The organism is Microcoleus harperi Pol14_C6 (assembly GCF_036701295.1).
GTDB lineage: Bacteria > Cyanobacteriota > Cyanobacteriia > Cyanobacteriales > Microcoleaceae > Microcoleus.
This window is the reverse complement of record NZ_JAUBQN010000002.1, coordinates 1-24,159: the sequence shown is the minus strand read 5'-3', so window position 1 is coordinate 24,159 and position 24,159 is coordinate 1. Positions and strand designations below refer to the sequence as shown.

23 protein-coding genes are annotated in these 24,159 nt (G+C 45.3%); 16 read left to right on the top strand and 7 right to left on the bottom strand.

Annotated features, from left to right (window positions below; genetic code table 11):
- Window positions 1-83 precede the first annotated feature (83 nt).
- From QUA27_RS01790 to psbM, 4 genes are all read left to right on the top strand, one after another.
- Window positions 84-1,469: a TIGR03279 family radical SAM protein gene (locus tag QUA27_RS01790; RefSeq protein ID WP_333065965.1), complete on the top strand. Its 1,386-nt coding sequence runs from the start codon at window positions 84-86 to the stop codon at window positions 1,467-1,469.
- A gap of 141 nt (window positions 1,470-1,610) precedes the next feature.
- On the top strand, window positions 1,611-3,503 hold the full coding sequence (locus QUA27_RS01785; protein ID WP_333065963.1) for a TolC family protein: 1,893 nt from the start codon (window positions 1,611-1,613) through the stop codon (window positions 3,501-3,503).
- Between the two features lie 148 nt (window positions 3,504-3,651).
- Entirely contained in the window at window positions 3,652-3,948 is a 297-nt protein-coding gene (locus QUA27_RS01780) for a 2Fe-2S iron-sulfur cluster-binding protein (protein ID WP_333065962.1), read from the top strand.
- Between the two features lie 295 nt (window positions 3,949-4,243).
- Window positions 4,244-4,357: a photosystem II reaction center protein PsbM gene (psbM, locus tag QUA27_RS01775; RefSeq protein WP_015177760.1), complete on the top strand. Its 114-nt coding sequence runs from the start codon at window positions 4,244-4,246 to the stop codon at window positions 4,355-4,357.
- A gap of 120 nt (window positions 4,358-4,477) precedes the next feature.
- Here the strand turns inward: psbM and QUA27_RS01770 are convergent, their stop codons facing one another.
- Window positions 4,478-5,329, bottom strand: coding sequence for a universal stress protein (locus tag QUA27_RS01770; protein ID WP_333065961.1), 852 nt, complete (start codon window positions 5,327-5,329; stop codon window positions 4,478-4,480).
- Between the two features lie 141 nt (window positions 5,330-5,470).
- Here QUA27_RS01770 and QUA27_RS01765 point away from each other — a divergent pair, with 141 nt between their 5' ends.
- The 4 genes from QUA27_RS01765 to QUA27_RS01750 all read left to right on the top strand — a co-directional run bounded on the left by QUA27_RS01765 (window position 5,471) and on the right by QUA27_RS01750 (window position 11,419).
- Entirely contained in the window at window positions 5,471-5,971 is a 501-nt protein-coding gene (locus QUA27_RS01765) for an acyl-CoA thioesterase (RefSeq protein WP_333065959.1), read from the top strand.
- A 142-nt stretch (window positions 5,972-6,113) separates the two neighbouring features.
- Window positions 6,114-7,175: a DMT family transporter gene (locus QUA27_RS01760; protein ID WP_333065958.1), complete on the top strand. Its 1,062-nt coding sequence runs from the start codon at window positions 6,114-6,116 to the stop codon at window positions 7,173-7,175.
- Between the two features lie 22 nt (window positions 7,176-7,197).
- Window positions 7,198-8,373 (top strand): D-alanine--D-alanine ligase family protein, encoded by a 1,176-nt coding sequence (locus QUA27_RS01755; protein ID WP_333065957.1) that lies wholly within the window; start codon window positions 7,198-7,200, stop codon window positions 8,371-8,373.
- Window positions 8,374-8,563: 190 nt separating this feature from the next.
- Entirely contained in the window at window positions 8,564-11,419 is a 2,856-nt protein-coding gene (locus QUA27_RS01750; RefSeq protein WP_333065956.1) for a right-handed parallel beta-helix repeat-containing protein, read from the top strand.
- Window positions 11,420-11,504: 85 nt separating this feature from the next.
- Here the strand turns inward: QUA27_RS01750 and QUA27_RS01745 are convergent, their stop codons facing one another.
- The 3 genes from QUA27_RS01745 to QUA27_RS01735 all read right to left on the bottom strand — a co-directional run bounded on the left by QUA27_RS01745 (window position 11,505) and on the right by QUA27_RS01735 (window position 13,896).
- Complete coding sequence (locus tag QUA27_RS01745) at window positions 11,505-12,461, bottom strand: DUF6282 family protein (RefSeq protein WP_333065954.1); 957 nt, start codon at window positions 12,459-12,461, stop codon at window positions 11,505-11,507.
- Window positions 12,462-12,529: 68 nt separating this feature from the next.
- Window positions 12,530-13,435, bottom strand: coding sequence for an alpha/beta fold hydrolase (locus tag QUA27_RS01740; protein WP_333065952.1), 906 nt, complete (start codon window positions 13,433-13,435; stop codon window positions 12,530-12,532).
- Between the two features lie 14 nt (window positions 13,436-13,449).
- Window positions 13,450-13,896, bottom strand: coding sequence for a SufE family protein (locus tag QUA27_RS01735; protein ID WP_333065951.1), 447 nt, complete (start codon window positions 13,894-13,896; stop codon window positions 13,450-13,452).
- A gap of 155 nt (window positions 13,897-14,051) precedes the next feature.
- Between QUA27_RS01735 and QUA27_RS01730 the strand changes: the two genes are divergently transcribed.
- From QUA27_RS01730 to QUA27_RS01710, 5 genes are all read left to right on the top strand, one after another.
- Complete coding sequence (locus QUA27_RS01730; protein WP_333065950.1) at window positions 14,052-14,606, top strand: class I SAM-dependent methyltransferase; 555 nt, start codon at window positions 14,052-14,054, stop codon at window positions 14,604-14,606.
- Between the two features lie 48 nt (window positions 14,607-14,654).
- Window positions 14,655-15,647 carry a FecCD family ABC transporter permease gene (locus QUA27_RS01725; RefSeq protein ID WP_333065949.1) on the top strand — a complete coding sequence of 331 codons (993 nt, stop codon included), beginning with the start codon at window positions 14,655-14,657 and terminating at the stop codon, window positions 15,645-15,647.
- Window positions 15,648-15,766: 119 nt separating this feature from the next.
- Window positions 15,767-16,552: an ABC transporter ATP-binding protein gene (locus tag QUA27_RS01720; RefSeq protein WP_333065947.1), complete on the top strand. Its 786-nt coding sequence runs from the start codon at window positions 15,767-15,769 to the stop codon at window positions 16,550-16,552.
- Between the two features lie 319 nt (window positions 16,553-16,871).
- Window positions 16,872-17,780 carry an ABC transporter substrate-binding protein gene (locus QUA27_RS01715; protein WP_333065946.1) on the top strand — a complete coding sequence of 303 codons (909 nt, stop codon included), beginning with the start codon at window positions 16,872-16,874 and terminating at the stop codon, window positions 17,778-17,780.
- A 73-nt stretch (window positions 17,781-17,853) separates the two neighbouring features.
- The gene (locus QUA27_RS01710) at window positions 17,854-18,003 is read left to right on the top strand and encodes a hypothetical protein (protein ID WP_333065944.1); all 150 of its coding nucleotides are present in this window, start codon (window positions 17,854-17,856) and stop codon (window positions 18,001-18,003) included.
- A 33-nt stretch (window positions 18,004-18,036) separates the two neighbouring features.
- Here QUA27_RS01710 and QUA27_RS01705 read toward each other — a convergent pair whose 3' ends face one another.
- A complete protein-coding gene (locus QUA27_RS01705; protein WP_333065942.1) occupies window positions 18,037-18,396 on the bottom strand; it encodes a hypothetical protein in 360 nt (119 codons plus the stop codon).
- Window positions 18,397-18,721: 325 nt separating this feature from the next.
- On the opposite strand from QUA27_RS01705, the gene QUA27_RS01700 reads away from it, so the two are divergent.
- The 3 genes from QUA27_RS01700 (at window position 18,722) to QUA27_RS01690 (ending at window position 21,178) form a co-directional block, all read left to right on the top strand.
- Window positions 18,722-19,450 carry a response regulator gene (locus QUA27_RS01700; RefSeq protein WP_333065941.1) on the top strand — a complete coding sequence of 243 codons (729 nt, stop codon included), beginning with the start codon at window positions 18,722-18,724 and terminating at the stop codon, window positions 19,448-19,450.
- A gap of 6 nt (window positions 19,451-19,456) precedes the next feature.
- The gene (locus QUA27_RS01695; RefSeq protein ID WP_333065939.1) at window positions 19,457-20,056 is read left to right on the top strand and encodes an adenylate/guanylate cyclase domain-containing protein; all 600 of its coding nucleotides are present in this window, start codon (window positions 19,457-19,459) and stop codon (window positions 20,054-20,056) included.
- 186 nt (window positions 20,057-20,242) lie between these two features.
- Window positions 20,243-21,178, top strand: coding sequence for a spermidine synthase (locus tag QUA27_RS01690; RefSeq protein WP_333065938.1), 936 nt, complete (start codon window positions 20,243-20,245; stop codon window positions 21,176-21,178).
- A gap of 308 nt (window positions 21,179-21,486) precedes the next feature.
- On the opposite strand, the gene ccmS is transcribed toward QUA27_RS01690, so the two are convergent.
- Both ccmS and QUA27_RS01680 read right to left on the bottom strand, forming a co-directional pair.
- Window positions 21,487-21,918 carry a beta-carboxysome assembly chaperone CcmS gene (gene ccmS / locus QUA27_RS01685; RefSeq protein ID WP_333065937.1) on the bottom strand — a complete coding sequence of 144 codons (432 nt, stop codon included), beginning with the start codon at window positions 21,916-21,918 and terminating at the stop codon, window positions 21,487-21,489.
- A gap of 169 nt (window positions 21,919-22,087) precedes the next feature.
- Window positions 22,088-23,884, bottom strand: coding sequence for an ABC transporter ATP-binding protein (locus QUA27_RS01680; RefSeq protein ID WP_333065936.1), 1,797 nt, complete (start codon window positions 23,882-23,884; stop codon window positions 22,088-22,090).
- Between the last annotated feature and the right edge of the window lie 275 nt (window positions 23,885-24,159).

The window sequence follows — 24,159 nt, the reverse complement described above, 5'->3', positions numbered from 1 at the left end:
AGCACTCAACGAGGTCAGTCAGTCCTAGTTCAAACTATTGCAAATTTATTTGTTAGCGTTCAGCATACAAATAACTAATAATCATGAGCGAATTGTCTACACGTCCGGCCATAATTACCAAGATCTTACCCGACAGCATCGCCGCCGAAATCGGATTTGAAGCCGGCGACGCCATCATTGCTGTCAACGGCCAAAAACCCCGCGATTTAATTGACTATCAATTCCTGTGCGCCGATGAATTTCTCGAACTAGAAGTTTTAGATGCCAAAGGCAAAACTCACAAGTTAGAAATAGAAAAAGAGTATGACGAAGACTTGGGAGTGGAATTTGAAAGCGCCCTCTTCGACGGACTAATTCAGTGCAACAACCGCTGCCCTTTTTGCTTTATCGACCAGCAGCCTCCGGGAAAGCGCGAAACTCTGTATCTCAAAGATGATGACTACCGCCTCAGCTTTCTTTACGGCAGCTATCTCACTCTCACCAATCTGACTCAAAAAGAGTGGGACAGAATCGAACAAATGCGGCTTTCTCCTCTTTACGTTTCGGTACACGCTACGGAACCTGACGTGCGAATTCGGTTGCTTAAAAATCTCCGGGCTGGGAAGATTATCGAACAAATTAAATGGTTTCAAGAGCGCCGGTTGCAAATTCACGCTCAAGTTGTTGTTTGTCCCGGTATTAATGATGGCGAACATTTGGAACGCACTTTGTTGGATTTGGCAAAGTTTCATACCGGAAATATCCCGGCTGTGGCATCGGTAGCTGTGGTGCCGGTTGGTTTAACTCGCTTTCGCCCAGAGGAAGATGAATTGATTGCTGTAACTGCCCAAAAAGCGCGGGAAGTAATCGAGCAAGTGCAGAAAATTCAAGCTGTTTTGAGTCAGGGAAAAGGTGGCGGAAAAACTAAGAAAAAGAATTCAAAATCGCGCTGCATTTGGTTGGCTGATGAGTGGTTCTTAATCGCTGGTTTGGATTTGCCGTCGGCTGCTGATTATGAGGATTATCCCCAAATTGGTAACGGTGTGGGTTCGATTCGCCAGTTTATTCAGCAGTTTGAAACGGCTTTTGAGAAGCTGCAACCGATGCAAGTCGAGCCTGCGCGAAAGTTAGTTTGGGTGGTGGGGAATGCTGTCGAAAAGGCTTTTGAGCCGATCGTACAACAACTAAATCAAATTCCCGGCTTGTCCGTCAACATGGCAGCACTGTGCAGCCGCTACTGGGGACAAACTATCACTGTCACGGGTTTGCTCACCGGGCAAGATTTACTCGAAGCTTTGCAGGGGCGAGACTTGGGAGATGGTATCCTGCTGCCGTCGGTGATGCTAAAACAGGGGGAACCGCGTTTTCTAGACGACATGACCCTCGAACAGCTCGCCAGCTCGCTGAAAACCCGGATTTTGCCGGTTAGCGGAGTAGAGGAACTAATCTCGGCGGCGATCGGTCTGGCAAATGCTGAAGTTAAATTCTAAATTTTGAATCGAACATTCAAAAGTTAAGATGAGTATGGTAATTGTGACTTGTAACCGTCGAGTTCAGGCTACAGACTAGAAACTTGAGACCTCAATCTTCCTCTAAAATTGTCTCTAGGATTGCAGAGTAATTAAAAAATTATGCGTGTTTTTCGTCAAATCATCGTAGTCGGAGTGGGCGCTGCAATTACTTTGGGCAACGCCGCACAGAGTGCTTCAGCACAGCCTCCGGCTCAATCTCAAGACAGTTTGGCCCTTAGCAATCAGCTCGAATTAGGGCAGAATGTTCGATCGACCTCGAACACAGCGGCAGAATCAGCATCAGAGGCCGAACAGTCGATCGCCCTTAACCCTCAAACCTCCGAGTCTCAGCAGCAAGGGGGAGCGAATATCGCATCAACTCGAACCCAGCCCGAGCAAGCATCAAAGCCTCAACAGGCTGCTCCGGCTTCCCCATCAACTCTGTCTCAGGGCGGTTCCACACCACTAAGAGGTTTGGAACCGACACAAGTTCAGCAGCCTTCCCCGAACCCTGCCAACAATATTCTTGTGCCCAGTTCCCCGGTACCTATTCTCCGGGGCACTCCCAACGAAAGTTTCCCCCCTGTGCCTCCGAGGGGCATTCTAGACACCAAGCCTCCGGCTTCCCTGGAACCCAACCCTAATCCACTGCTGTTTCCGACAAGCCCGGAGGATGTCAGGATCGAGCAAACTGAGTCAATTACCTTGCAGCAGGCGATCGACCTCGCGCGCCGCAACAGCCAAGTTTTGCAAATCGCCGGACAGCAAGTGGAACAAAGCAGAGCAGCTTTGCGCGAACAGCAAGCTGCTCTTTATCCGGACCTGAATTTTCAAATGGACGCCAGCCGTTCTGTGAGTGCCGGCGGAGAACTCGGAGTCCGGGCTCAGCAGCGCCAGTTCAACCAGAGGGCTAACGGAACCGGGCTGCCCGCCCTTCAAGCCGGCCCAAATTTCGGCAGCAACAGTCTCAACAGCACTTTGCAGTTGAACTATGACATCGATTTGTTCGGAAGACGGCGCGCTAACATCCGCGCTGCTGAGGAACAGTTGCGCCTTCGGGAACTGGATGTGGAACGCCAAGCCGAGGAACTCCGCTTCGACACTGCTGAGGCTTACTACAACTTGCAAAACGCGGACGGACAAGTTGCCATCCGCCAAGCTTCGGTGAGAAATGCCCAGCAAAGTTTGCGGGATGCCGAAGCCCTGGAACGGGCAGGGGTGGGAACCCGGTTTGCTGTGTTACAGGCTCAGGCAAATTTGGCTAACGAACAGCAACAACTGTCAGTGGCCCGTCGCGATCAGCGAGTTGCCCAGCGGCGTCTGGCTGAAATTTTGAATGTCAGCCAGTCGGCGAACTTGACAGCGGCCGATCCCGTAGAGCAAGCGGGCTCTTGGAGGCTGTCTTTGGAAGAGAGTATCGTGCAGGCTTTTAAAAATCGCCCCGAGTTGGAACAGCAGTTGGTGCAGAGGGATATCAGCAAGCAGCAGAGGCGATCGATTCAGGCGGGGCGTTTGCCTCAACTGAGCGTTGGGGGTAGTTACAACGTACTGGGACAAGACCCTGATAACCCGAGCCCGTATGCTACTCGCGGGTGGGCGGACGGGTATTCGATCCGGGCGAGTCTGACTTGGAGTATCTTCGACGGGGGTGCGGCGAACGCGAGGGTGAGACAGCGGGATGCTGATATTACGATCGCTGAAAGTCGATTTGACCAACTCCGCAACCAAGTGCGTCGGGAAGTGGAACAAGCTTATTTTGGCTTGGAATCGAGTTTTGAGAATATCGAAACTTCAGAGGCGGGAGTTTTGCAGTCGAGGGAAGCTCTGCGTTTGGCCAGACTGCGCTTTCAAGCTGGTGTGGGTACTCAGACGGATGTGATTCAGGCGGAAACTGATTTGACTAGGGCTGAGAGAAACCGATTGTCGGCCATTGTCACCTATAACCTCGGGCTTTCGTCTCTCCAGCGGGCTGTGAGCAATCTTCCGACTAATAACCTCTCGGATGCTCCTTGAGATTGAGTTGGGGCGATTCCTTACGGGATAGCTACGCTCGCGCGCACCTTTAATCACAAAGGCAATTAGACATCGGGTATTAAACGTCCGACACATTAGTTAATATTTTGTAATAGAGTTCCATGTCAACTGCGTTAAGGAATCGGCAATGGCCAATATCAAGTTTGTGAAGGAAAATCAGGAAGTCATCGCAGCAGACGGAGCCAATTTGAGGCTCAAAGCTCTAGAAAACCGCATCGATTTGTACACATTTTCGGGAAAGATGATGAATTGCGGGGGCTACGGTCAATGCGGCACCTGCATTGTGGAAATTGTAGAGGGCAGTGAAAATCTGTCGCCCCGCACAGACTTTGAGAACCGCAAGCTCAAGAAAAAGCCCGAAAACTATCGGTTGGCTTGTCAAGCTATGGTCAATGGCGAGGTGAGCGTGAAGACTAAACCGTGACTTTCAGAGGGCAGAAGGCTAGAGATGCTAGAGATGCAGAAGCAAAGAAAAATGCAGAATGCAATAATTTTGTTTTTTTTCCTATTTCACTGTATAATCACGCATTTTGCCGATCTAGGAAAAGAAACTTGGTTTCTAGGACAAATAAGAGATTGGGCAGCAAGGCATCCAGCCAGAAAGAAGGTTTCGACGCTTGTCGGTAAGCTCTTCTTCTGTCTTCGAGTTTGCCTTTTGCCTTTGAGTGATATCCTAGTTGTGTGTGTTTTTCTATTTTCCGATAGAGGCGAGCGTCTTCATGGAAGTTAACGATTTAGGGTTTGTGGCAACCATTCTGTTTGTATTGGTTCCCAGTGTTTTTCTAATCATTCTGTACATTCAAACAGCTAGCCGTCAAGGTAGAAAAGATTAGCAACTGCTGCTATTTCTGTCTGGCTTTGCTGCTTGCAAAAAAAAGCGCCAACAGCTTTTTGCTGAGGCGCTTTTTTTGTTAACTGTTGAGTGTTAGCTGCTCAGTCTTAACGATCCGATTCTAGCCGACTGTGCGGGCTAGCAATACGGGACAGTTGGCATAAACTCGCACGTAGTCTGATAGCGAATTTCCTAGGAGTCGATCGATATCCACAAAGTTTTTGGCAACGTTGGGTCGCCGATCCGGGGAACCGATTACCAATAAGTCGGCATTCAAGTCGTCTGCAATCCGACAAATTTCTTCCCCTGGCTTACCTGTAGCACTGACGCAGCGGTAGCTAACTCCCATTTGTTTGGTTAGCGCTACTGCTGGAGCTAATACGGGGTCTTTTTCAGCACTTGCTGTTAAATCTTCGCTGGCTTTTCCCGTCAAATCTTTGGTGACGTGTACTAAAATTATCTCTCCGCCACTGACTTCTTTGACCAAAGATAGCGCAAGCTGTAATGACTGTTTGGCAGCTTCTGATTTGTCTACCGCTACCATGACGCGCTTGATTTTTTTGACGTAAATGTCGTCTTTGACTAACAGCATCGGTCGGGATGTTAGCTGGAAAACGTACTGGCTTACTGAGTTTTCCAAAATCGATTGCAGCCGTCCGAGTCCCCGGGAACCCATAATTACTAAGTCGGATTGTTCTTCTTCTGCGACTTGGCAAACGGTGGTTTTCGGGTCTCCCTGTTTGAGCCGCGGGTTAACTTTGCTGGGATCTATTTTCAAAGACTGGACTGCTTGTGCTAAAATCTTTCCTCCTTCTTCCAACTTCTCGGCCATGCCATCGGAGGTTACTTGCGGCGGCACGACGTGCAAGACGGTGACAGAGGTTTGTTGCAAGGAAGGGATGTCCATCAACATATTAAACATCTCTTCGCACAAGCCGCGACCGGCTACAGCTACTAAAATTTTTTCTATCATGGTTTTGGCGGTAAAAACAGTTGAGTTTTCTTGTGCGACGTTAAACTAGGGCGTTGGTACTCTAGTTTCTTACTGTCAAGCATAAGCCTGAAGTTTGTCTTATGATTTGTAGAAATGTAGCGTTTTGGAACGATTTGTAAAGTGTTAGAGAACGATCGAACTCAACCAGAACTCGCACCGGCTGGTGCTATTCAAAATCGGCGCGGGATGGACTCTGAGGGCTGGTTTGAATATTTGGTGCGAGTGTATCCTCACCATACTGACTACAGCGGTGTGGTTTGGCACGGGACTTATATTGCTTGGATGGAGGAAGCCAGGGTGGAAAGTTTGCGCTCTCTCGGCATCGAGTATGCAGACTGGGTGGCGCAGGGTTTGGAATTGCCCGTGGTGGAACTTTCGCTGCGCTACCACCGGGCTGTACAAATGGGTCAATCTGTAGCAGTCAGAACGCGGATCGCTGCTACCGAGGGTGTGCGGCTGCTTTGGGATTACGAAATTCGATCGGCTGATACTCAGGAGTTATATGTGACAGCACAGGTAACTTTGGTTGGTGTCGATCGCGACAAGAACAAGATTATCCGGCAATTGCCGCCGGCACTAAAGGAGGCTTTGACAAGGCTTTCTGTTAAACCTTCAACCTAAGCTGTTGTTAACTATAAACAATAGTTTATGCAGCCTTATTAAGTAGAGTGCGTGACTTTTGAGTTACTCTCTTCGTAGCCTAAATTTTATTTAGTCACGCACCCTACACAACTGCCTTCTGCCTTCATTGGAACTTTTAATAATGTCAAAAAAACTGGAATTGCCAGAGCCAAATATTGAAATTCAGCTCAATATTTTGGAAAAAACAGAGTTAAACTCTGCCTTAACAACTGAAGACAAAACTCTTGTTTCTGGAAAGCCAGACAGTTTAAACAACGGTGAGTTAGCTGAGAGTCAAGGCAAAATTTGGGCGATCGCATCGCTGTCGGCGGCGCTGCTAGCGGTGTCGCTGGCTGCGATTTTTATTAGGTTGAGCGAACGGGAAATCAGCCCGAATGCTACTGTTTTTAACCGTTTGTGGATAGCAACTGTAGTATTTGGAGTGTGGAATGGTGCGGGTGCTGCCCGCCGCCGAATGTCTGGGGCACAAGTTGAAGAGCGATCGAACTACACTCTGCAGGATGTGATGCTGTTAATCGCCGTAGGCGTGGTGTCTTCTGCTTCTGTGGGTTTCTGGGCGTGGTCACTGAGTCAGACTAATGTCGCCAATTCTACTGTACTGCGAAACTTAACTCCTTTATTTACTACTTTGGGGGGATGGCTGCTGTTGGGGCGGCGCTTTGACAACAGGTTTTTGGTGGGACTGGCGGTGGCTTTGTCTGGTGCAATTGCGATCGGCATGGACGATTTGCAAACTGCGGGAGACAATCTTGCCGGCGACATTGCTGCTCTTTTATCGGCGATGTTTTATGCAGGAAATCTGCTCATTTCAGAACATTTGCGAACCAAGTTTCCGGCAACAACTATATTGATGTGGCGCTGTTTTATGGGCAGTATATTGATTTTGCCACTGGTTCTGCTGGCAGGAGATCGAATTTTCCCTTATTCTTGGCAGGGATGGCTGACTGTAATTGCTTTGGCGGTGATTTGCCAAGCTTTCGGTCAGGGACTGCTTATCCACAGTCTAGGTCGTTTGTCCTCGGAATTTGTTGCTTTTTTCCTGCTGCTAGAACCCGTAATTACGGCTATTATGGCTTGGGTGCTGTTTTCGGAAAGTTTGAGCTTGTTTAATTGGTTTGCTTTCTCTGTGGTTTTGGCTGGAATATATTTGGGAAAATCCAGCGGTTCGGTCGCTAGAAAATGAAACAAAAAGGAAAAATACTTAAATGATTCCCCGATCAATTAGCCGGAATCGCTGGCATTATGACTTTAGTTTGCTTCCTCAATATTTGGAGGTACTCTTTGCTAAATTGCGGATTGCTGTGGTGTTCGGCGGCGACTGCGCTCGCCCGGATTCTGTGATTTACAAAACTCACAACCCCCGCGCTTGGAAGAGTTACGAAGTAGTCGCCCGCGAGATTGCTCAAGCCTTAGCAGAAATTGGCTTTAAGCACGTCTTTGTCCTACCTGATGACATGAATTTGCCGGAACAACTCAAACAAAAAAATATCCATTTAGTGTGGCTGAATACTGGCGGAGTCCAGGGCTACAATCCTGTTTGTCACACTCCCGCATTGTTGGAAATGTTGGGAATGCCTTATGTCGGTCACAATCCTTTAAATAGTTCAACTTTAGATAACAAACACGCTTTTAAACGGGAACTGCAATCAGTCGGAATTAAAACCGCTCCGTTTATGACTTGGCATCCTTCTCAAGGAATTTTGCATCCTAATTTGCATCAGCGTTTTGCGATTGCTTTTGGTGACTATCAAGGGCCGTTTGTTGTTAAACCAGTATCCGGTCGCGCTTCGCTGCACGTTCATTTTGTAGACAAGATTGAGAGTTTGTCTCAGGCAGTTTCGGAAGTTCATCGAGACACTCACAATACTGCTTTAATTGAAAAGTATTTGCCGGGACGAGAATTTTGTGTAGCGGTCTGCGGCTATGTTACTTATGCTAAAGGCAGATTTTATAAAAATACCAAACCCTTTGCTTTTTCGACTGTAGAGCGGGTGCTGGAGCCGGAAGAACGCATCTTTACCTCTATGGATCAAAAGGCGATTACGGCCGACAGAGGACGGTTGATGGGCGGTGACGAACCTGAACTAAAACAAGAGTTAATTGAGTTAGCTCGAAAAATTTATTGGGAGTTTAGTTTGAACAGTTTGGTGCGGATCGATGTCCGAAGTGATGCTGATGGCTCGCTTTATGTTTTGGAAGCAAATCCCAAACCGGATCTCAAACACCCAGGGGAAAATGTGACGAGTTTGGTAGCTTTAGGTTTGGCAGAATACGGGATGAGTTATAACGATTTAATTTTTAGTTTACTGGCGGATAGGTTGGATTATTTGTTGACTCAGCATATCCAAATCATTCCTCATATTGTGGATTTGCTTCATTAATCGGACTGGCAGGGTGCGCTGGGCGCACCTTACCTGTAAACAAAAGGGCTTTGTAAAGAAATATAAATTGTTGAGCCAAGTGAACACAGGCTGGCAAGTTGTGATAGCTTTGAGTAAGATAGCGATTTGTAGATGTCCATTTTTCTGTCAGCATCAAAGTCACTCAATTTATATTAATTAGATAAAACAAATGCAAGCATTACTTTTATTTATAGGATTTGGAGGCGGGGCATTAGTCTGCTGGCTAATTTTGAGTAAGCGAAATTCACGCAATTTGGTGCGGATGAAGGGTTCGCAGGAGGCTATATCGAATTTGGCGGCTCAGTTGGATGCCCGAAATTCGGAATTGCGGCAAAAGGTTCAGAATGAAAATAAGTTAAATTCTGAATTATCCCAGTTGCAAAGTCGCTTTGAGGCTGTGACTCGCGAGCAAGATATTTTAAAAAATCAAGTGTCGGAAATGGAAGAATTTTTGGCAGGAATTGCCCAAGATCGATCGCAAATTGATGCTCTGATTGCTGATTTGCAGTTTCAGCTAGAAAATGCTCAACAAGCTGAGTCGCAGTTAGCAGAAGTGGCCGAACTTAAAGATCAGTTAGAAGTTGCGGAGCAGGAGCGATCGCAGCTTAACGCTCAATTGCTGGAAAAGCAAGCAGAGTTAGAGGCGGTTGATGCAGAACGTTCTCAATTTCAGGCTCTGCTGTCTGAATTTGAGACTCAGTTGGAAACGGCTAGCCAAAGCCGATTGCAGGTACAGTACCAGTTGTCGGAAATTCAAATTAAGTTCGATCGCTCGATTGAAGAGCGGGAGCAACTTCAGTCTCAACTGTCGGGTTTGCAAACTCAACTGCAATTAGTCGAAGCAGAGCGAGCGCAATTTACTTCGGAATTGTCAGAGCTACAAGCTCAATTGGAGAGTGCAGAACAAGAACGCGAAATACTCAACTCTCAATTGCAAACCGCTCGCGAACAAGCACAGCAACCTCCATTTGAATTATTAGAACTGCAAAGACAGTTAGAAGCTGCTAATCTGGATAAAGCGCAGTTAAACTCTCAAGTTCAGGAAGTACAACTTCAATCCGAAATGGTGGTTTTAGAGCGAGATAGACTGCGGGCTGAGTTGTCACAATTGGAGTCTCAGATACATAGCAAGGAGGGAGATAGCTCGCAACTCCAGTCTCAGTTATCAGAACTGCAAGCTCAATTAGAAATTGCTAACACAGAACGATCGCACCTTTATTCTCAATTGTCGGAATCCCAAAATCAAATCGAGACAGCCAACCAGAGCCAAACTCAACTTCAATCTCAAGTATCCGACTTAGAAGCTCAGCTAGATAGCCTGCGTCAAACTCGCTCTGAATTAGAATCTCAGCTAGAAATTGCTAACACAGAACGCTCGCAACTTTATTCTCAACTCTCGGAAATTCAAAGTCAAGCCGAGACAGCAAACCAGAATCAAAATCAACTTCAATCTCAAATTTCGGAGTTAGAGCACCACTTAGAAAATGTGCGTCACAATCGCTCTGAATTGGAATCTCAACTCACTTCTCAAATCTCGCAGTTGCAAAGTCAAACCGAGACAGCTAATCACAATCAAACTCAACTTCAATCTCAAGTATCCGACTTAGAACAACAGTTAGAAACTGTGCGTCAAAGTCGCTCTGAATTAGAATCTCAGCTCACTTCTCAAATCTCGCAATTGCAAAGTCAAATCGAGACTGCCAATCATAATCAAGCTCAGCTTCAATCTCAAGTATCCGAGCTAGAACATCACCTAAATAGTGTGTATCAAACTCGCTCTGAATTAGAAGTTCAGCTAGAAACAGCTAACACAGAACGATCCCACCTTTATTCTCAACTCTCGGAATTCCCCGCTCAAATCGAGACTGCCAATCAGAATCAAAATCAACTTCAATCTCAAATCTCCGAGTTAGAACATCAGTTAGAGAGTGTGCGTCAAAGCCGCTCTGAATTGGAATCTCAGCTCACTTCTCAACTCTTGCAATTGCAAAGTCAAATCGAAACAGCTAATCAAAATCAAACTCAACTTCAATCTCAAGTATCTGAATTAGAAAATCAGTTAGAAAGTGTGCGTCAAAGTCGCTCTGAATTGGAATCTCAGCTAGAAACTGCTAACAGAGAACGATCGCATCTTTATTCTCAACTCTCGGAAACTCAAAGTCAAATCGAGAGAGCCAACCACAATCAAGCTCAACTTCAATCTCAAGTCTCCGAGTTAGAACACCAACTAGAGACAGTTTATCAAGAACGCTTGCTGCTAACATCGCAACTTTCCGAAGTGGGCGATCGACAATCTGAGCATTTTGACTCGCAATCAAAGCAAATTGAAGCATCTACTTCTAATCCCAAAGTTTTGAACAGTCAAAAATTTGTTGTTTCTCAGCAGGGTCAAGGCGATTATACTACTATTAGCGAAGCGCTGAAAAATGCAGCACCGGGCACGCGGATTGACGTGCATCCAGGCGTTTACCGCGAAAGTTTAATTCTCGACAAATCGGTAGAAATTATCGGCAGCGGAGAGGTCGATCGCATTGTGGTTGAAAGTATCAACTCAAACTGCATTAAAATGGCAACTGACCGTGCTTTAGTGCGGGGGTTAACGCTGAGCGCGACAGGGAAATATTACGCTGTAGATATTCGCAAAGGCGAGTTGATCGTAGAAGACAGCGATCTCACTTCTGCGGACTATTCTGTGGTGGGAATTTGCGGCCCTGATGCACATTCTATTCTCCGCCGCAGTCAAATTCATGATGGGGTATGGAACGGAATTTTTATATCGGATAATGCGAAAGCAACGGTGGAAGATTGCAGTATTTTTGACAACGGCAGTTTGGGAATAGGTGTCGGATTGGGAGGAAAATTGATCGTGCGCCGGTGTCGGATTAATGGTAATGAAGGTGAGGCGATCGGCATTTACAGAGATGGCATTGCTACCGTGGAAGATAGCGATTTAACGGGAAATCCTGGGGGTGCTTGGCGCATTGCAGATAACGGATACCTGCGCGGCAAAGGAAATCAAGAATAGAAGAAGGAAAAGGGAAGAGAGCAGAGAATTCCCAATTAGCGATTCCCAATCCCCGATTGCCAATTACCAATTACTAATTACCCATCTAAATGCCTAACAATCGAGCTGGATTGTGTTTCATCATTAAATCAATTTCGTGCGGAGAAATGCCTTGATTTATTAATTTTTCCACAAATAATTTGTAACCTTCCGCAGGCAAAGGATCTGGTTTCCTTCCTAAATCCGTGCTCATAACAAAATGCTCTGCTCCTATTAGTTTAATCGCTGCTGCCATCTTACTAATAGGAACTTGATGCCAGTTTTTGTGTCCGTCATCAGCGGCATTTTCTCCCATCAAATCGTTGACAAATGCGAGTTCTAGAAAAGCTCCCATCTGGGCGGCTGTTTGCATATTTTCTAGGGACAAACCGGGTACATCTGCCATTGCGTGGGTAATCAGGATGTTCTTAATGTTGAGAAGGTTAGCTTCAGCTACAACTGCCATCACTTCTTCTGAGGAAATATGACCAGTTTCTAATATCAAATTATCTTTGGCTACAATCTTCAACACCGCTGCTGTTTTCGGTAAAACCTTGCCATTTTTCGCAACTTTAATCCCTATTCCCGATTTGTGAAAAACCTGCAAGTGATGCTCAGCATCAACCGTTGGCAGCCACACTACTTTACCGTATTTGCCCCCGACGCGGTGCATTGCATCTACAGCGTCGGGATTAATGCCACCGACAGCATGATTGAGAACAACTCCTCCGAAAACTTCGATTTCTGGTACTATTTTATTAACCAAAACTGCCCGTGCTGCTGTGCTGGCATAATGATTTTTCAGTACAACAGCTTTCATCTTCGCACTAGCAGCTAATTTCGCTACCTCAAAATCGTCTAACCTGCGGGGAATCACATCAGGAGAAGAATGGATGTGAAAGTCGATCGCACCTTCGATCGTACTCTTTGGCAAATTGACCATCGGCGAATCTCCGACAGCATAAACTGGCAGACAAAACCAATAGCAAACAATCCAAACTAATGTAAAAAGAACAGCTTGCATTCATCCCCTCTCCCATTCTCCCCTCTGCGTTCTCTGCGCCCTCTGCGGTTCATTCTCTCTTAATTCTCTCAAATAAAAGATTTAACCGCATTTGCTAAAGCTTCTGCATTCTCTTCGTGCATACCCAAAGAACCAGGAATAAGTCGCGATTCAACACCCGGTAATTCCGTTAATGCTTCCATTTCAGCCTTTGATTGGGGCGGCGCATTTTCAGAAATTACAACCATCACCGGCACGGCTAATTGTTGAAATTTATCTGTAAATTCCGATCGCACTTTTGCCGTATCTAAACCACCAGTCACAAAGGCAGCGGGACCGTAGCGAGCACCTGGTTTTTGCGTAATTTTCCACTTATTTTGAATGAAGTCGGGCGTGACTTTAGCTGCATCAACGTAGACGTGACGCCGATACATTAAACTCAGGAAAGACGGCGCAGTGTTTAGTTTGTAGAGGAATTGTCCCAGTAATGGCGATCGTACTAATTCTCTCACAATTCCATGCCACCCGCTTTGCTGTTTGCTCATCGTCGGCAAAGGCCCGCGCCAAGTCGGTGCAGCTAACACAATCTTTGACCAAACATTTGGCTGTGATTGCGCTAACTGCATCACATAACCCGCAGCGTGACCTGCCGCAACTACAGCAACCGGACTATTAAAAATTGCCTCCACAAAATCCTTGATAAATTGATGGTATAATTGCGGTTCATAGTCGGTTCGCGGTCGATCCGATTCGCCAAAACCAGGCCAATCTAAACTCACAACTTGAAAGTTAGGAGCTAACAATTCTGCTAAAGGACGCATTTCTTCTCGCGTCGAAACCGTACTGAAAGCAGGCAGCAGCAATACAGGATTCCCCTGTCCTCTGGTTTCGTAAATAACTTTTATTTGCGTTTCTTTCCAATTCCAGAGATATTCTTGAACTGCGGCGGGATAGTTGCCAGAGCCGGATTTTGTTAAATTTGTAGTTTGAGTCATAACTGTTTATTCTTTTAATTTGCTTCGGCTTGCTTGTTCAATTCACAAGCAAGTGCCTTATTTTTCATCATTTGAAAGATGTTGTAAAATCCGTTAGCGCGGGAAGGTGTCAGACTCACATTCAATCCCGTGTCTTGAATAAAATCTGGGGTAATGGTGACAATTTCAGCAGCCGTTAATCCGCTCAAACCTTCCACCAGCAAGCCAACTAATCCTTTGACTAACTGAGCGTCTGAATCGCCTTGATACAATACTTTTCCGTCTGCCAAATTTGCAGTAATATAAACTTGCGACACGCAGCCTGAAACTTTGTTTTCCGGCAATTTGTCGCTTTCGGGAAATGCTGGGAGTCGCTTGGCATACCACAGCAGTTGTTCGTAGCGCTGTTTTGGATCGGAGTGTCGCTGAAAGCGCTGGACGATTTTAGCTAGGGCTGCGGGTAGCGCGGTGTTTGCGGACATGATTCACTCGTAGCGGTTTACTTCGTTAATATTATACATTTAATTTTGCCGGCGGGTGCGATCGCCTGCTCATCTGCTCCCACTGAAGCCGTCTTCAGGTGAATAGGTTATTGTTATTGTAGTTAACGAGTTCGAGCGTTCCAAACGGAGGAAATATGGTATTTAGTGCTGTTAATGAAGATTGGTGTCGAGTCGTAATGAACCGCGAAACGCGCAGAATTGTTAAAAGCTTGCAACCAGAGGGCTTGAATGTATTAGAAATATCCGGCAATAGTTGGGGTAGTTGGGAGTCTTTCAAAAGCTATAAATCGCTTAAGTATCCCGATTTTGATATTTGCGAGTCTTGCCTCGATGAAACATTTGGTTTGATAATTGCCGAGCAGATATTTGAACATTTACTTTGGCCTTACCGCGCTGGAAAAAATATATATAGAATGCTCAACAGCAAGGGATACTTTTTAATAACCACACCCTTTTTAATTCGCATTCACGATTATCCTACAGATTGCTCTCGCTGGACAGAAACTGGCATCAAATACTTGCTTGCTGAATGCGGTTTTAATTTAGAAAGCATTCAAACAGGAGCCTGGGGAAACCGAGCTTGTGTGGTGGCAAACTTTGCCAGGTGGGAGCTTTACAATCCCTCCATTCATTCGCTCGCAAACGAGCCGGATTTTCCCTTGGTAGTTTGGGCTATCGCGCAGAAATAACTAGGCAAAAATGCGATTTTATCGAAAAGCAAAGCGGTATAATATATTGTGAAAAAACTCTGGCTACAACATCGCATTTTTCCGGCAGTTGCCTTCTTAGGATTGGGTTTGCTGTTAACCATCGCCCTTTCGCTTTCTTTTGGTGCGGTATCCATGAGTGCCGATCAATTGTGGCAAGCATTTCTGCACCGAGGTGATGCTGTCAATCAGACTATTTTATGGGAATTGCGTTTGCCCAGAGTTGCGGCAGCGCTGACGGTTGGTGCGGCTTTAGGAATGTCGGGGGCGTTGCTGCAAGGTTTGCTCCGCAACGGTTTAGCAGATCCTTTTGTATTAGGAATTTCGGCGGGTGCGGGGTTGGTTGCGATTACCATGCTGACTTTGGGAATATTTCAAACTTGGGTGCCTTTGGCGGCTTGGATAGGTGCTATTTTAACTTCGATGTTGGTCTACTTTTTGGGAAAAACTAAAACTGGCATTTCTGTTGAACGTTTGGTTTTAGCTGGTGTGGCTGTGAGTTCTCTGTTTGGGGCAATACAAACTACACTGCTGCTGTTAGCTGAAGACAGCCGTTTGCAAGCTGCTTTGAATTGGTTAATCGGTAGTTTGAACGGTCGCGGTTGGTCGGATTTGCAGGTTGCTTCACCTTATATTTTGACTGCTTTGCTGTTAGGATGTTTTTTGGGGCGCTCGATAAATTTGCTGGCTTTGGGCGACGATTTAGCTGTTGGTTTGGGGGTTTCGCTGGTACGATCGCGCTTGTTGATTGGGGGTGTTGCTACGTTGCTAGCTGCGAGTGCTGTCAGCATCGGCGGATTGATTGGTTTTGTGGGATTGGTTGTGCCTCACGGGGTGCGTTTGTTGGTTGGTAATGATTATCGGTTTGTGTTGCCGATGAGTGCGATCGGCGGTGCTTGGGTGTTGACTTTTGCTGATTTTTTGGCTCGTTTGGGTGCGGTAGAATTGCCTGTGGGTACGGTTACGGCTTTGTTGGGTTCTCCCCTGTTTGTCTGGCTGCTTTATCGCCGTTCTAGTTCTTAAAAATAAGGAAGAAGGAAGAAGGAAGAGGGAAGAAGGAAGAGGGAAGAAGGAAGAGGGAAGAAGGAAGACGCAAAATTAATTATCGATTACCGATTACCAATAACCAATAACAAAATATAATGTCTTTAGAAATTCAAAATTTAACTGGTGGTTACGGCGAAGTTGCGATCGCCCACAACATCACTTTATCTTTACAACCTGGTGAGTGGTTGAGTCTCATCGGTGCCAACGGTTCTGGTAAGTCTACTTTCTTGAAGTTAGTTAGCCGCATCCTAACTCCGCAGCAAGGAAGTGTGTTGCTTGATGGCAAAGCAATTCATACTCAACCTGCGGCTGTTGTCGCTCAAAAATTAGCGATTTTGCCTCAGCAGCAAACAGTACCGGAAGGTTTGACGGTAAGGCAATTAGTTAGTTTGGGGCGTTCTCCTCATCAGGGTTGGTGGCAGTGGGAATTGAGCAAGGAAGATGCGGACAAGGTGGAGGTGGCGCTCGCTCAAACTGGGATTGAGGAATTTCGCGATCGCCCAGTCGAACAACTCTCAGGAGGCGAACGCCAGCGCGCTTTCCTCGCCTTAGCTTTGGCTCAAAATCCGCAAGTTTTGCTATTAGATGAACCTACTACTTATTTAGATATTTGCTATCAGTTGCAATTGTTAGATTTGCTTAACAAATTAAATATAGATCACAAATTGACGATTATTACGGTGTTGCATGAAATTAATTTAGCTGCTAGGTACAGTTCGCGCATTGCTATGTTAAATAAAGGGGAACTTTTTTGTGTAGGAACTCCCGCACAAGTTTTAACTCCTGATAATTTAGCTAAGACTTTTGGCGTAGAAGCTATCATTTTAGAAACTTCTGTAGGCTTGCAGATTTGTGCGATCGCTCCTACTCTTCACACTTAAAGTTTTATACTTAGTATAAAACTACACTCGCACGAAGTTCTCAATCTATTCATAGTTATTTCAATTAATTTATTCCCGCAATCCGCTGTTCTATCTGAGTGCCACAGGCTTTAAACTATTGCCTAGTATTGATTCCAAAGGCTCGAATAAAACTTAAGAGATACTTAAAAAATCCGAGTTCAGGCAATAAATGCGGCTTGTTATACAAAATATCCAGTAAACTATTGATATTTAAATCATTAAGCGCTCAAGTGCGATCGCACTTCCCGTCAATTCTGTCTCAACCTGGTCTAAACCCGCTGTCACTCCCGCCTAAACTATGTACAAAACTTTGTTTTCTCGTACCGCTATCCTGTTGCTGAGTTTAGCATTTACAGCTTGCTCCGTCGCCACTCAACCCCAAATTCAGCCATCAACTCCTGCTGTTTCGCCACCAGCAAATCAACCACAAACAACTAACAGCGCATCTGTACACAAAGTTGTAGCTTTAACACCTTTAACCGCCGATATTATCCATCAACTAGACCCAAGCAAACTTGTAGGAATTCCAGGCAGCAAATTAGTCAGCAGCAACCCCAAATTTACAGGAATTACCGCCGTAACTGCCGAACGTACACCTCCCAATTTGGAAAAAATTATCGCATTGAAACCGGACTTGGTGGTAGGTGCATCTGGATTTCACGACCAAACAATGCAAAAATTGCAGCAGTTTGGAATAAAAACTTTACTCACTCAAGTTGATAGTTGGAAATCCTTAGAAGAGTTAACAACCAGTTTAGCTAAATCCCTCAATACCAATCCCGAACCTCTGTTAAAATGCTACCAAACATTTTTAGCCGACATCCCAAATCAAACCCCCGCCACTTTAGTTTTGGTAAGCAGACAACCGATTTTATCGCCGAATCAAAGCAGTTGGGCTGGAGATTTGCTGGGTAAGTTTAACGTGAAAAATGTCGCAGCCCAGTTGCAAGGAGATAGCCCTGTTCGAGGCTACGTGACGCTTTCAGCGGAAAAAGTTTTAGAGGCTAATCCCGAAGTTATCATTATTGTCGATCGGGGAGAAGGAATTTTAGACCAATTTAAATCTGATTCCTTTTGGAATCAACTAACAGCCACTAAAAATAATCAAGTTTACGTTTTTGACTACTACGGATTGGTCAACCCAGGTAGTATCGAAAAAATTGAGCAAGCAACTGCTCAACTTAAACAAGTTCTAGCTAAAAAATAGAGGGGGTTACAGAAACTGACAGAAGTAAGTCATTACTAAAACCCCAGTTTAACTAGGAACTGTTGAAAAAACCTTGCTAATTACACTGTGGGTAATAGCTGTAGAAGCCGTAAAAGCAGACCCGATTTTGATAGATCCAAAATCTATAGAAATGCTGGAACAGATTGACTACCATTTCTCTAAAAGTGAGAAAGGGCGCAGCGATCGGAAACCTGGTTTTTGAGCCTGACTTCCAATGCTGTTCGATCGATCGCCCTTACACCGGTAAAAGCGGCACACCGCGCAACTGGCGCAGGGAATTGATACAAACCGGGCAGTCGCAGCCAAACATCGCCACGGCGGCATCGCTTTCTTCTTCCGAAAAATCCAGCATCGCCGTCTGTTCGTCAGCAGGGCGCTGCCAAGCGATGGTCGGTTTAGAATCTGAAGCAGCGGTTTTGGCGGGGAGTCGCACGCAAGTCAAACGCTGAGTGTGGGGCGATCGCACGCAGCGGGTCGAATCGGCCGATTGGCTTGGTGTTTCGCCAATTTGAGCCGGATTTGCGATCGCGCTCAAAGACATCAGAGATCCAAACAGCGTCGGACTTACAAGTAAAGTGAGGAGCAATCTATTCATTTGTCGTCCTTAAGAACTTCAACGTACACATTAGCCGATTATCTGTTGCAATTCAACAAGGTTTTTGTCCCCCATCAGTACGATTTGCCGTTATTAAGGCTTAAAAGCCCAATATTTACCGGCCAAAACTTCAACAATTATTCGGGTATTAGCAACTAGCATTTTCTGATAAGTATCACCTTCGCTCCTCACTTTAAGATTTGTTGCAATTTGAGTAAGTTTAGCTTGCCAGTGATAACAAATTCATCCAAGGCGGGTAAACTGATTTCAGCAAGCGTTACTCGAAGCAGCGAACAAGTTTACCTCAGAAACCAGGTGGGGAGTGATGAGTACAGTTTTAGTGGTGGAAGATTCCCGCAGTCAGCGGGAGTGCATTTCACATCAGTTGAGATGCAGCGGATTGAATGTAATTCAGGCATCTGACGGTGTGGAAGCGCTAGATAAAATTGAGAAAAATTGCCCTGATTTAGTATTATTAGATGTCATAATGCCCCGTCTAGACGGTTACGGTGTTTGTCGTTTAATTAAAGCTAATCCCGAAACTCGGAACATACCGATCGTATTTTTAACAGGCAAGGGACAGCAGTTAGCTTTATTTTCCCGGGCGATCGATCGCGCCGAGGCTTATGTTAGCAAACCTTGGCAGCCGAGGGAACTTTTGGCAACGATCAAAAAAGTTTTGCTCAATGCCCATATTAAGTTCGATCGAGCTTCAGCCGACGCTTGGACGGAATACGGAATTTTAAACTTAAATACCGTCGAACTTTATCAAAGCCACGCCGATGCTTGGACAAAATACAGCGCCCAAATTATTAAATTGTACGATTCCAGCTTAACAGCTTTCGAGCAAGCTTTGGCAATTGAACCGAGTCACTCGAATGCAAACAAGTATCGCAACCGAGTCCAGACAATCCGGGCAATTTTGATGAAAAAATTAGAGCAAACTAAACCTTGCAAAGTGTGCGATTATTATTACGGTAAGGATGGCATCAATTGTGCGGTGCATCCTGCTGGCCGCCCTCAAGAACTGTGTCGCGATTGGGAATTTAATTAAACTCAAATGAAAACAAATAACCGTGCTTACTTGGAAACGTTGCTGCAAGAAAGAAACGAATATCCTGAAAGAATGGCTGAAATTGATGAAAAAATTAATTCAACTTTCCGCAAAAACTACGCAATTTTAGTAATGGATATGTCGGGATTTTCGCGCACGACAGTCCGCCACGGAATTATTCATTTTTTGGCAATGATTCACCGGATGCACGGAATTGTCAAGCCGATAATTTCCGAATATGGTGGCACTGTAGTTAAGGAGGAAGCCGACAATATTTTTGCAGTTTTTGCCGATGTAAAATCAGCGGTGGAAGCTGCGATCGACTCTTTGAAACACACGGCGGCTGTCAACACGACACTGCCGCCGGAAATGGATATTTACCTCTGTATTGGTATCGGTTGTGGCGATGTTTTGATGCTGGAAGGAGAGGATATGTACGGTTCCGAATTTAATCTAGCATCGAAGCTGGGAGAGGATTTGGCGGAACGAGGAGAGATTTTGCTCACCTCAGCAGCCTTTGAAAAATTGGAAGGTGATAAGCAAGATTGGCAAAGAGTGGATTTTTCGATTTCGGGTTTGGAGTTGGTGGCGTACAAGCGGCTGTAATCGGGTGAATTTCTGTTGTCTTCTCGTTCTTCGCCATGCTGGAAAATGAGAATATGACTTGCGCCAGCATTGACTAGAAACCCGGTTTCTTCGCAGATATCGGGCGACTCAGCCATTTTGCTAGAAACCTGGTTGATGAGGCTATATTTTAAGAAAATATCGAATTAAAATAAAATTTAAAATCACATGATTGAGGAATACAAAACTTGGCAATCTATCAATTTATCCGCTATTGGACAGCGGCTGGCTTGGCTGCAGCAACAGCCAGACAAAGTTATTTTTTGCAAAGAGTCTGGTGTTCACTATGTTGCAGTCACAAAAGAGCGATCGCACATTAAGCTATCTTTAGTAGAAAAAGTCAATCAGCAAACAGATTTACTGCAATCTGTGTTGGATTTCAACAATCCTTTACATCTAGTGTCTGAATACACTCAGACGATGATGTTGGGTTTAGTGTGGCAAAGCCAACCTCAAAGAATCTACATAGCTGGATTTGGCGGCGGCAGAATTCCCTTAGTTTTGCACCACTATTTGCCGCAAACTGTTATAGAATGTGCAGAGGTCGATCCGATCGCGATCGAAGCAGCTAAAAAGTGTTTTGGGGTGAAATTCGACGAGCGGCTAACTGTAACAATTCAAGACGGCCGAGAGTATTTAGAGCAGCAAAAATCAGATACTCAGTACGATATCATCATGATCGACGTAGCTTTTGGCAATGGCTACTTTCCGCACCGCCTATCCACCAAAGAATTTTATCAAATCTGCGAAAAACACTTGTCAAGCGAGGGAGTTGTACTAGCAAATCTGCTGCAAAGAGATGAGTTTTATGCCGAAAAAATCACGACTTTTCAAAGTGTGTTTTCTCAGGTGTGCGTCTGTGTTTGCCAGGAAAGTAATAGTATTTTGATTGGTAGCAACAGCCAGATTTTGGATAAAGATGAGATTGTGGCTAAGGCAAAATATTTGCAAGATAGCCATCAATTTTCATTTCCATTAACAGACAGGGCGCTTGAGGTAAAAGTAGGTAGAGAATTGGCAGAGGCGGTACCTACTTTAGACAAAGCTCAAATTTTTCATGATGATTCGCCGCCCGCTGGTTATTTTGATTGCTGGTTATTCTGATATCTATAATAAGTCCGGGTTTACTCTTTGTGGAACAGGCATTTTGCCTGTTGCTGATACGCAGTTGATCTCACCGAGGGATTGAAAGAGACTGTTGAATGAAATTACCCTCAGAGTGCGATCTCGGATATAACCATCGACAATAGGAAAACTGAGGAAACGGCAAGGCCGTGTCCCTACCTCAACATAATCAATCTTCCTCGATAAGAGATATAACCATCGCCCGATTAATTGTAGGGAAACCGCACGGCGTCCTCTCCTGACTGTAGGTAATATCAATTCCGATACCACCGGATTTGATATAACTCCTATTTCATATATTCACCCATCTGCTGTTCCAGCTTAGCCAACAATGTATCCACATCGGTTGCAGCTTCCTCAAAACAAACAGGAGGTTCAGGCTTAGGTTCAAAAAAAATTAACTTAATTTGACCTTCGCCGATTGCCAAAATCGCCACTTCTGTCTCAGGCTTGTGAGCATTCAACACACCTACAACTTCTTGAATATGACTTCTCACTTGACGGTTCAACTCCTCAACCGCTTCTTTCTTACAATACACAAAACGCGCACTTTCAGCAACATCAATTGCCAAAATCTCCTCGCTTTCCTCTCCCCTTTCCAGAAATAGCCCCCAAGCCAAAGCAGCCAATTCATTTTGATTAGCTTTCACAAATTTATCTAATTTGCGGCTCCAGCTATTTTCGTTGGGTTTGGATTCAGGGCTATCAAATAGAAACATTTTCTCTTCTTGTTTGTATAAACTAATATTTTACAGTCAGCAGTCAGTAGTCAGTTGGCAGTTGGCAGTTGGCAGTTGGCAGTTGACTGTTGTCATTAGTTACCCATGCCCAATGCCCCATCCCCAATTCCCAATTAGCAATTCCCAATTACCCAAAACCGCTGCGTTTCTATCTTATACCAGATTGCACGCGCCAGAGCGCCGCATAAATTCCGTCCTGTTCGATCAGTTGTTCGTGCTGCCCCGATTCTACCACTAGCCCTTCTTCCATGACACAAATGCAATCGGCATTGCGGACAGTAGAAAGACGGTGGGCGATCGCAATTGTAGTGCGATTTTTGGTAATTCGTTCGAGCGATCGCTGAATGGCCGCCTCAGTCTCGTTATCCACCGCTGAAGTAGCTTCGTCAAGAATCAAAATCGGCGGATTCTTCAAAACAGCCCGTGCAATTGCAATTCGCTGCCGCTGCCCCCCCGACAATTTTTGACCGCGCTCCCCTACAATAGTGTTGTAACCGTCCGGCAATTGGGCGATAAACTCGTGCGCTTCGGCAATTTTAGCAGCATTTACTATCTCTCGATTAGTTGCCTCAAAACTGCCGTAAGCAATATTTTCGGCAACCGTACCGTGAAACAAAAACACATCTTGACTCACCAATCCGATCGCTCTCCGCAAATCTTTTAAATTCAGGTTATTTAATTCTATACCGTCGAGATAAATATTGCCGTACTGTACCTCGTACAGCCTCAAAATTAGCTTCACCAGCGTACTTTTTCCCGAACCAGTAGCCCCAACAATCGCAGTAGTTTTTCCAGCCGGCAGAGTCAAGGAAAAATACTGCAAAATCGGCTTTCTTTGATTGTAAGAAAAAGTAACATTTTTAAATTCCAACTCACCCTTAATCGAACTAACTGGCCGCCGAATATCACCCGTGTGAATTGCGATCGGAGTATCCAACAAATTCATTACCCGATTAGTAGAAGCCATAGCGCGCTGGTATTGATCCAGAGTATCTCCCAGGCGAGTCAGCGGCCACAGCAATCGCTGGGTCAAAAACACCAAAACGCTGTAAGTTCCCACAGACAACCGGCCCGCCACAACCTCCAAACCGCCCAGAAATAGTGTTGCAATAAACCCCAAGAAAATCACAACCCGAATCAGCGGAATAAAAGCTGCCGAAAGTACGATCGCCCGTCGGTTGCTTTCGCGGTAAGCTTGGCTTTGTGCTTCGATGCGCCCAATTTCATAATCTTCGGAAGTAAAACTTTTAATAGTAGTAATTCCCATCAAATTATTCGACAGTTGCCCGTTCAGAAAACTCACCTTTTCCCGCACATCAGCATACAGAGGAGCGAGGCGATTTTGAAAGGCGATCGAACCCCAAATAATAAAAGGTATCGGCAGCATGGACAGCCCAGCAACACCAGGAGAAGCAGCAAAAAAAGCCGCACCAATCACAACAACCGTTGTCATTACCTGAATCACCTCATTAGCGCCGTCGTCCAAAAAACGTTCGAGTTGATTGATATCATCGTTGAGAATAGAAATCAAACCGCCCGTGCTGCGTTCTTCAAAATAAGCTAATTCTAATTCCTGCAAATGGCTGTAAGCTTCCAGACGCAAATCGTGTTCAATATCCTGAGCCAAATTGCGCCACAAATAATCATAGGCATATTCAAAAAGAGATTCCAACGTCCAAACAATCGCGCTCAAAAGAGTGATAATTGCCAGTTGCCAAAAGACATCTTTTATGCCCCACTGAGCGAGGATAGAATCTTGCTGTTTCACCACCACATCAACGGCAATACCGATTAATGCTGGCGGCGCTAAATCGAAGAATTTATTCAGCAGCGAACAGATACTTGCCAGCCAAGCTTTCAGGCGGTAGCGGCGCCCGTACTTCAGCAGCCGCTTTAGGGGATGGACAGGTTTTGATGTATTTGGTGATGCTTGAGAATCATTCATAGGGCATGGGGGATGGGAAATAGGGCCGAGAATTAGAAATTAGTAGGGTGCTGGGCGCGCACCTTACCCTTGTTTAATTTTTAATTCTCAAATGCCCCGTTCCTAGGCTTTAAACGTTAACACTCGCTTTATTTTAGCGACTGCACCAACTATTTGCGTCTCAACCTGAACGTCAATTACTGGTTAAATTGGCTTGTAATACCAATTTAATATGAAGCTGCATAGAATAAAGCCTCAAGAATGAAATTGTAAGAAGATAGCGAAATGATTTGTTC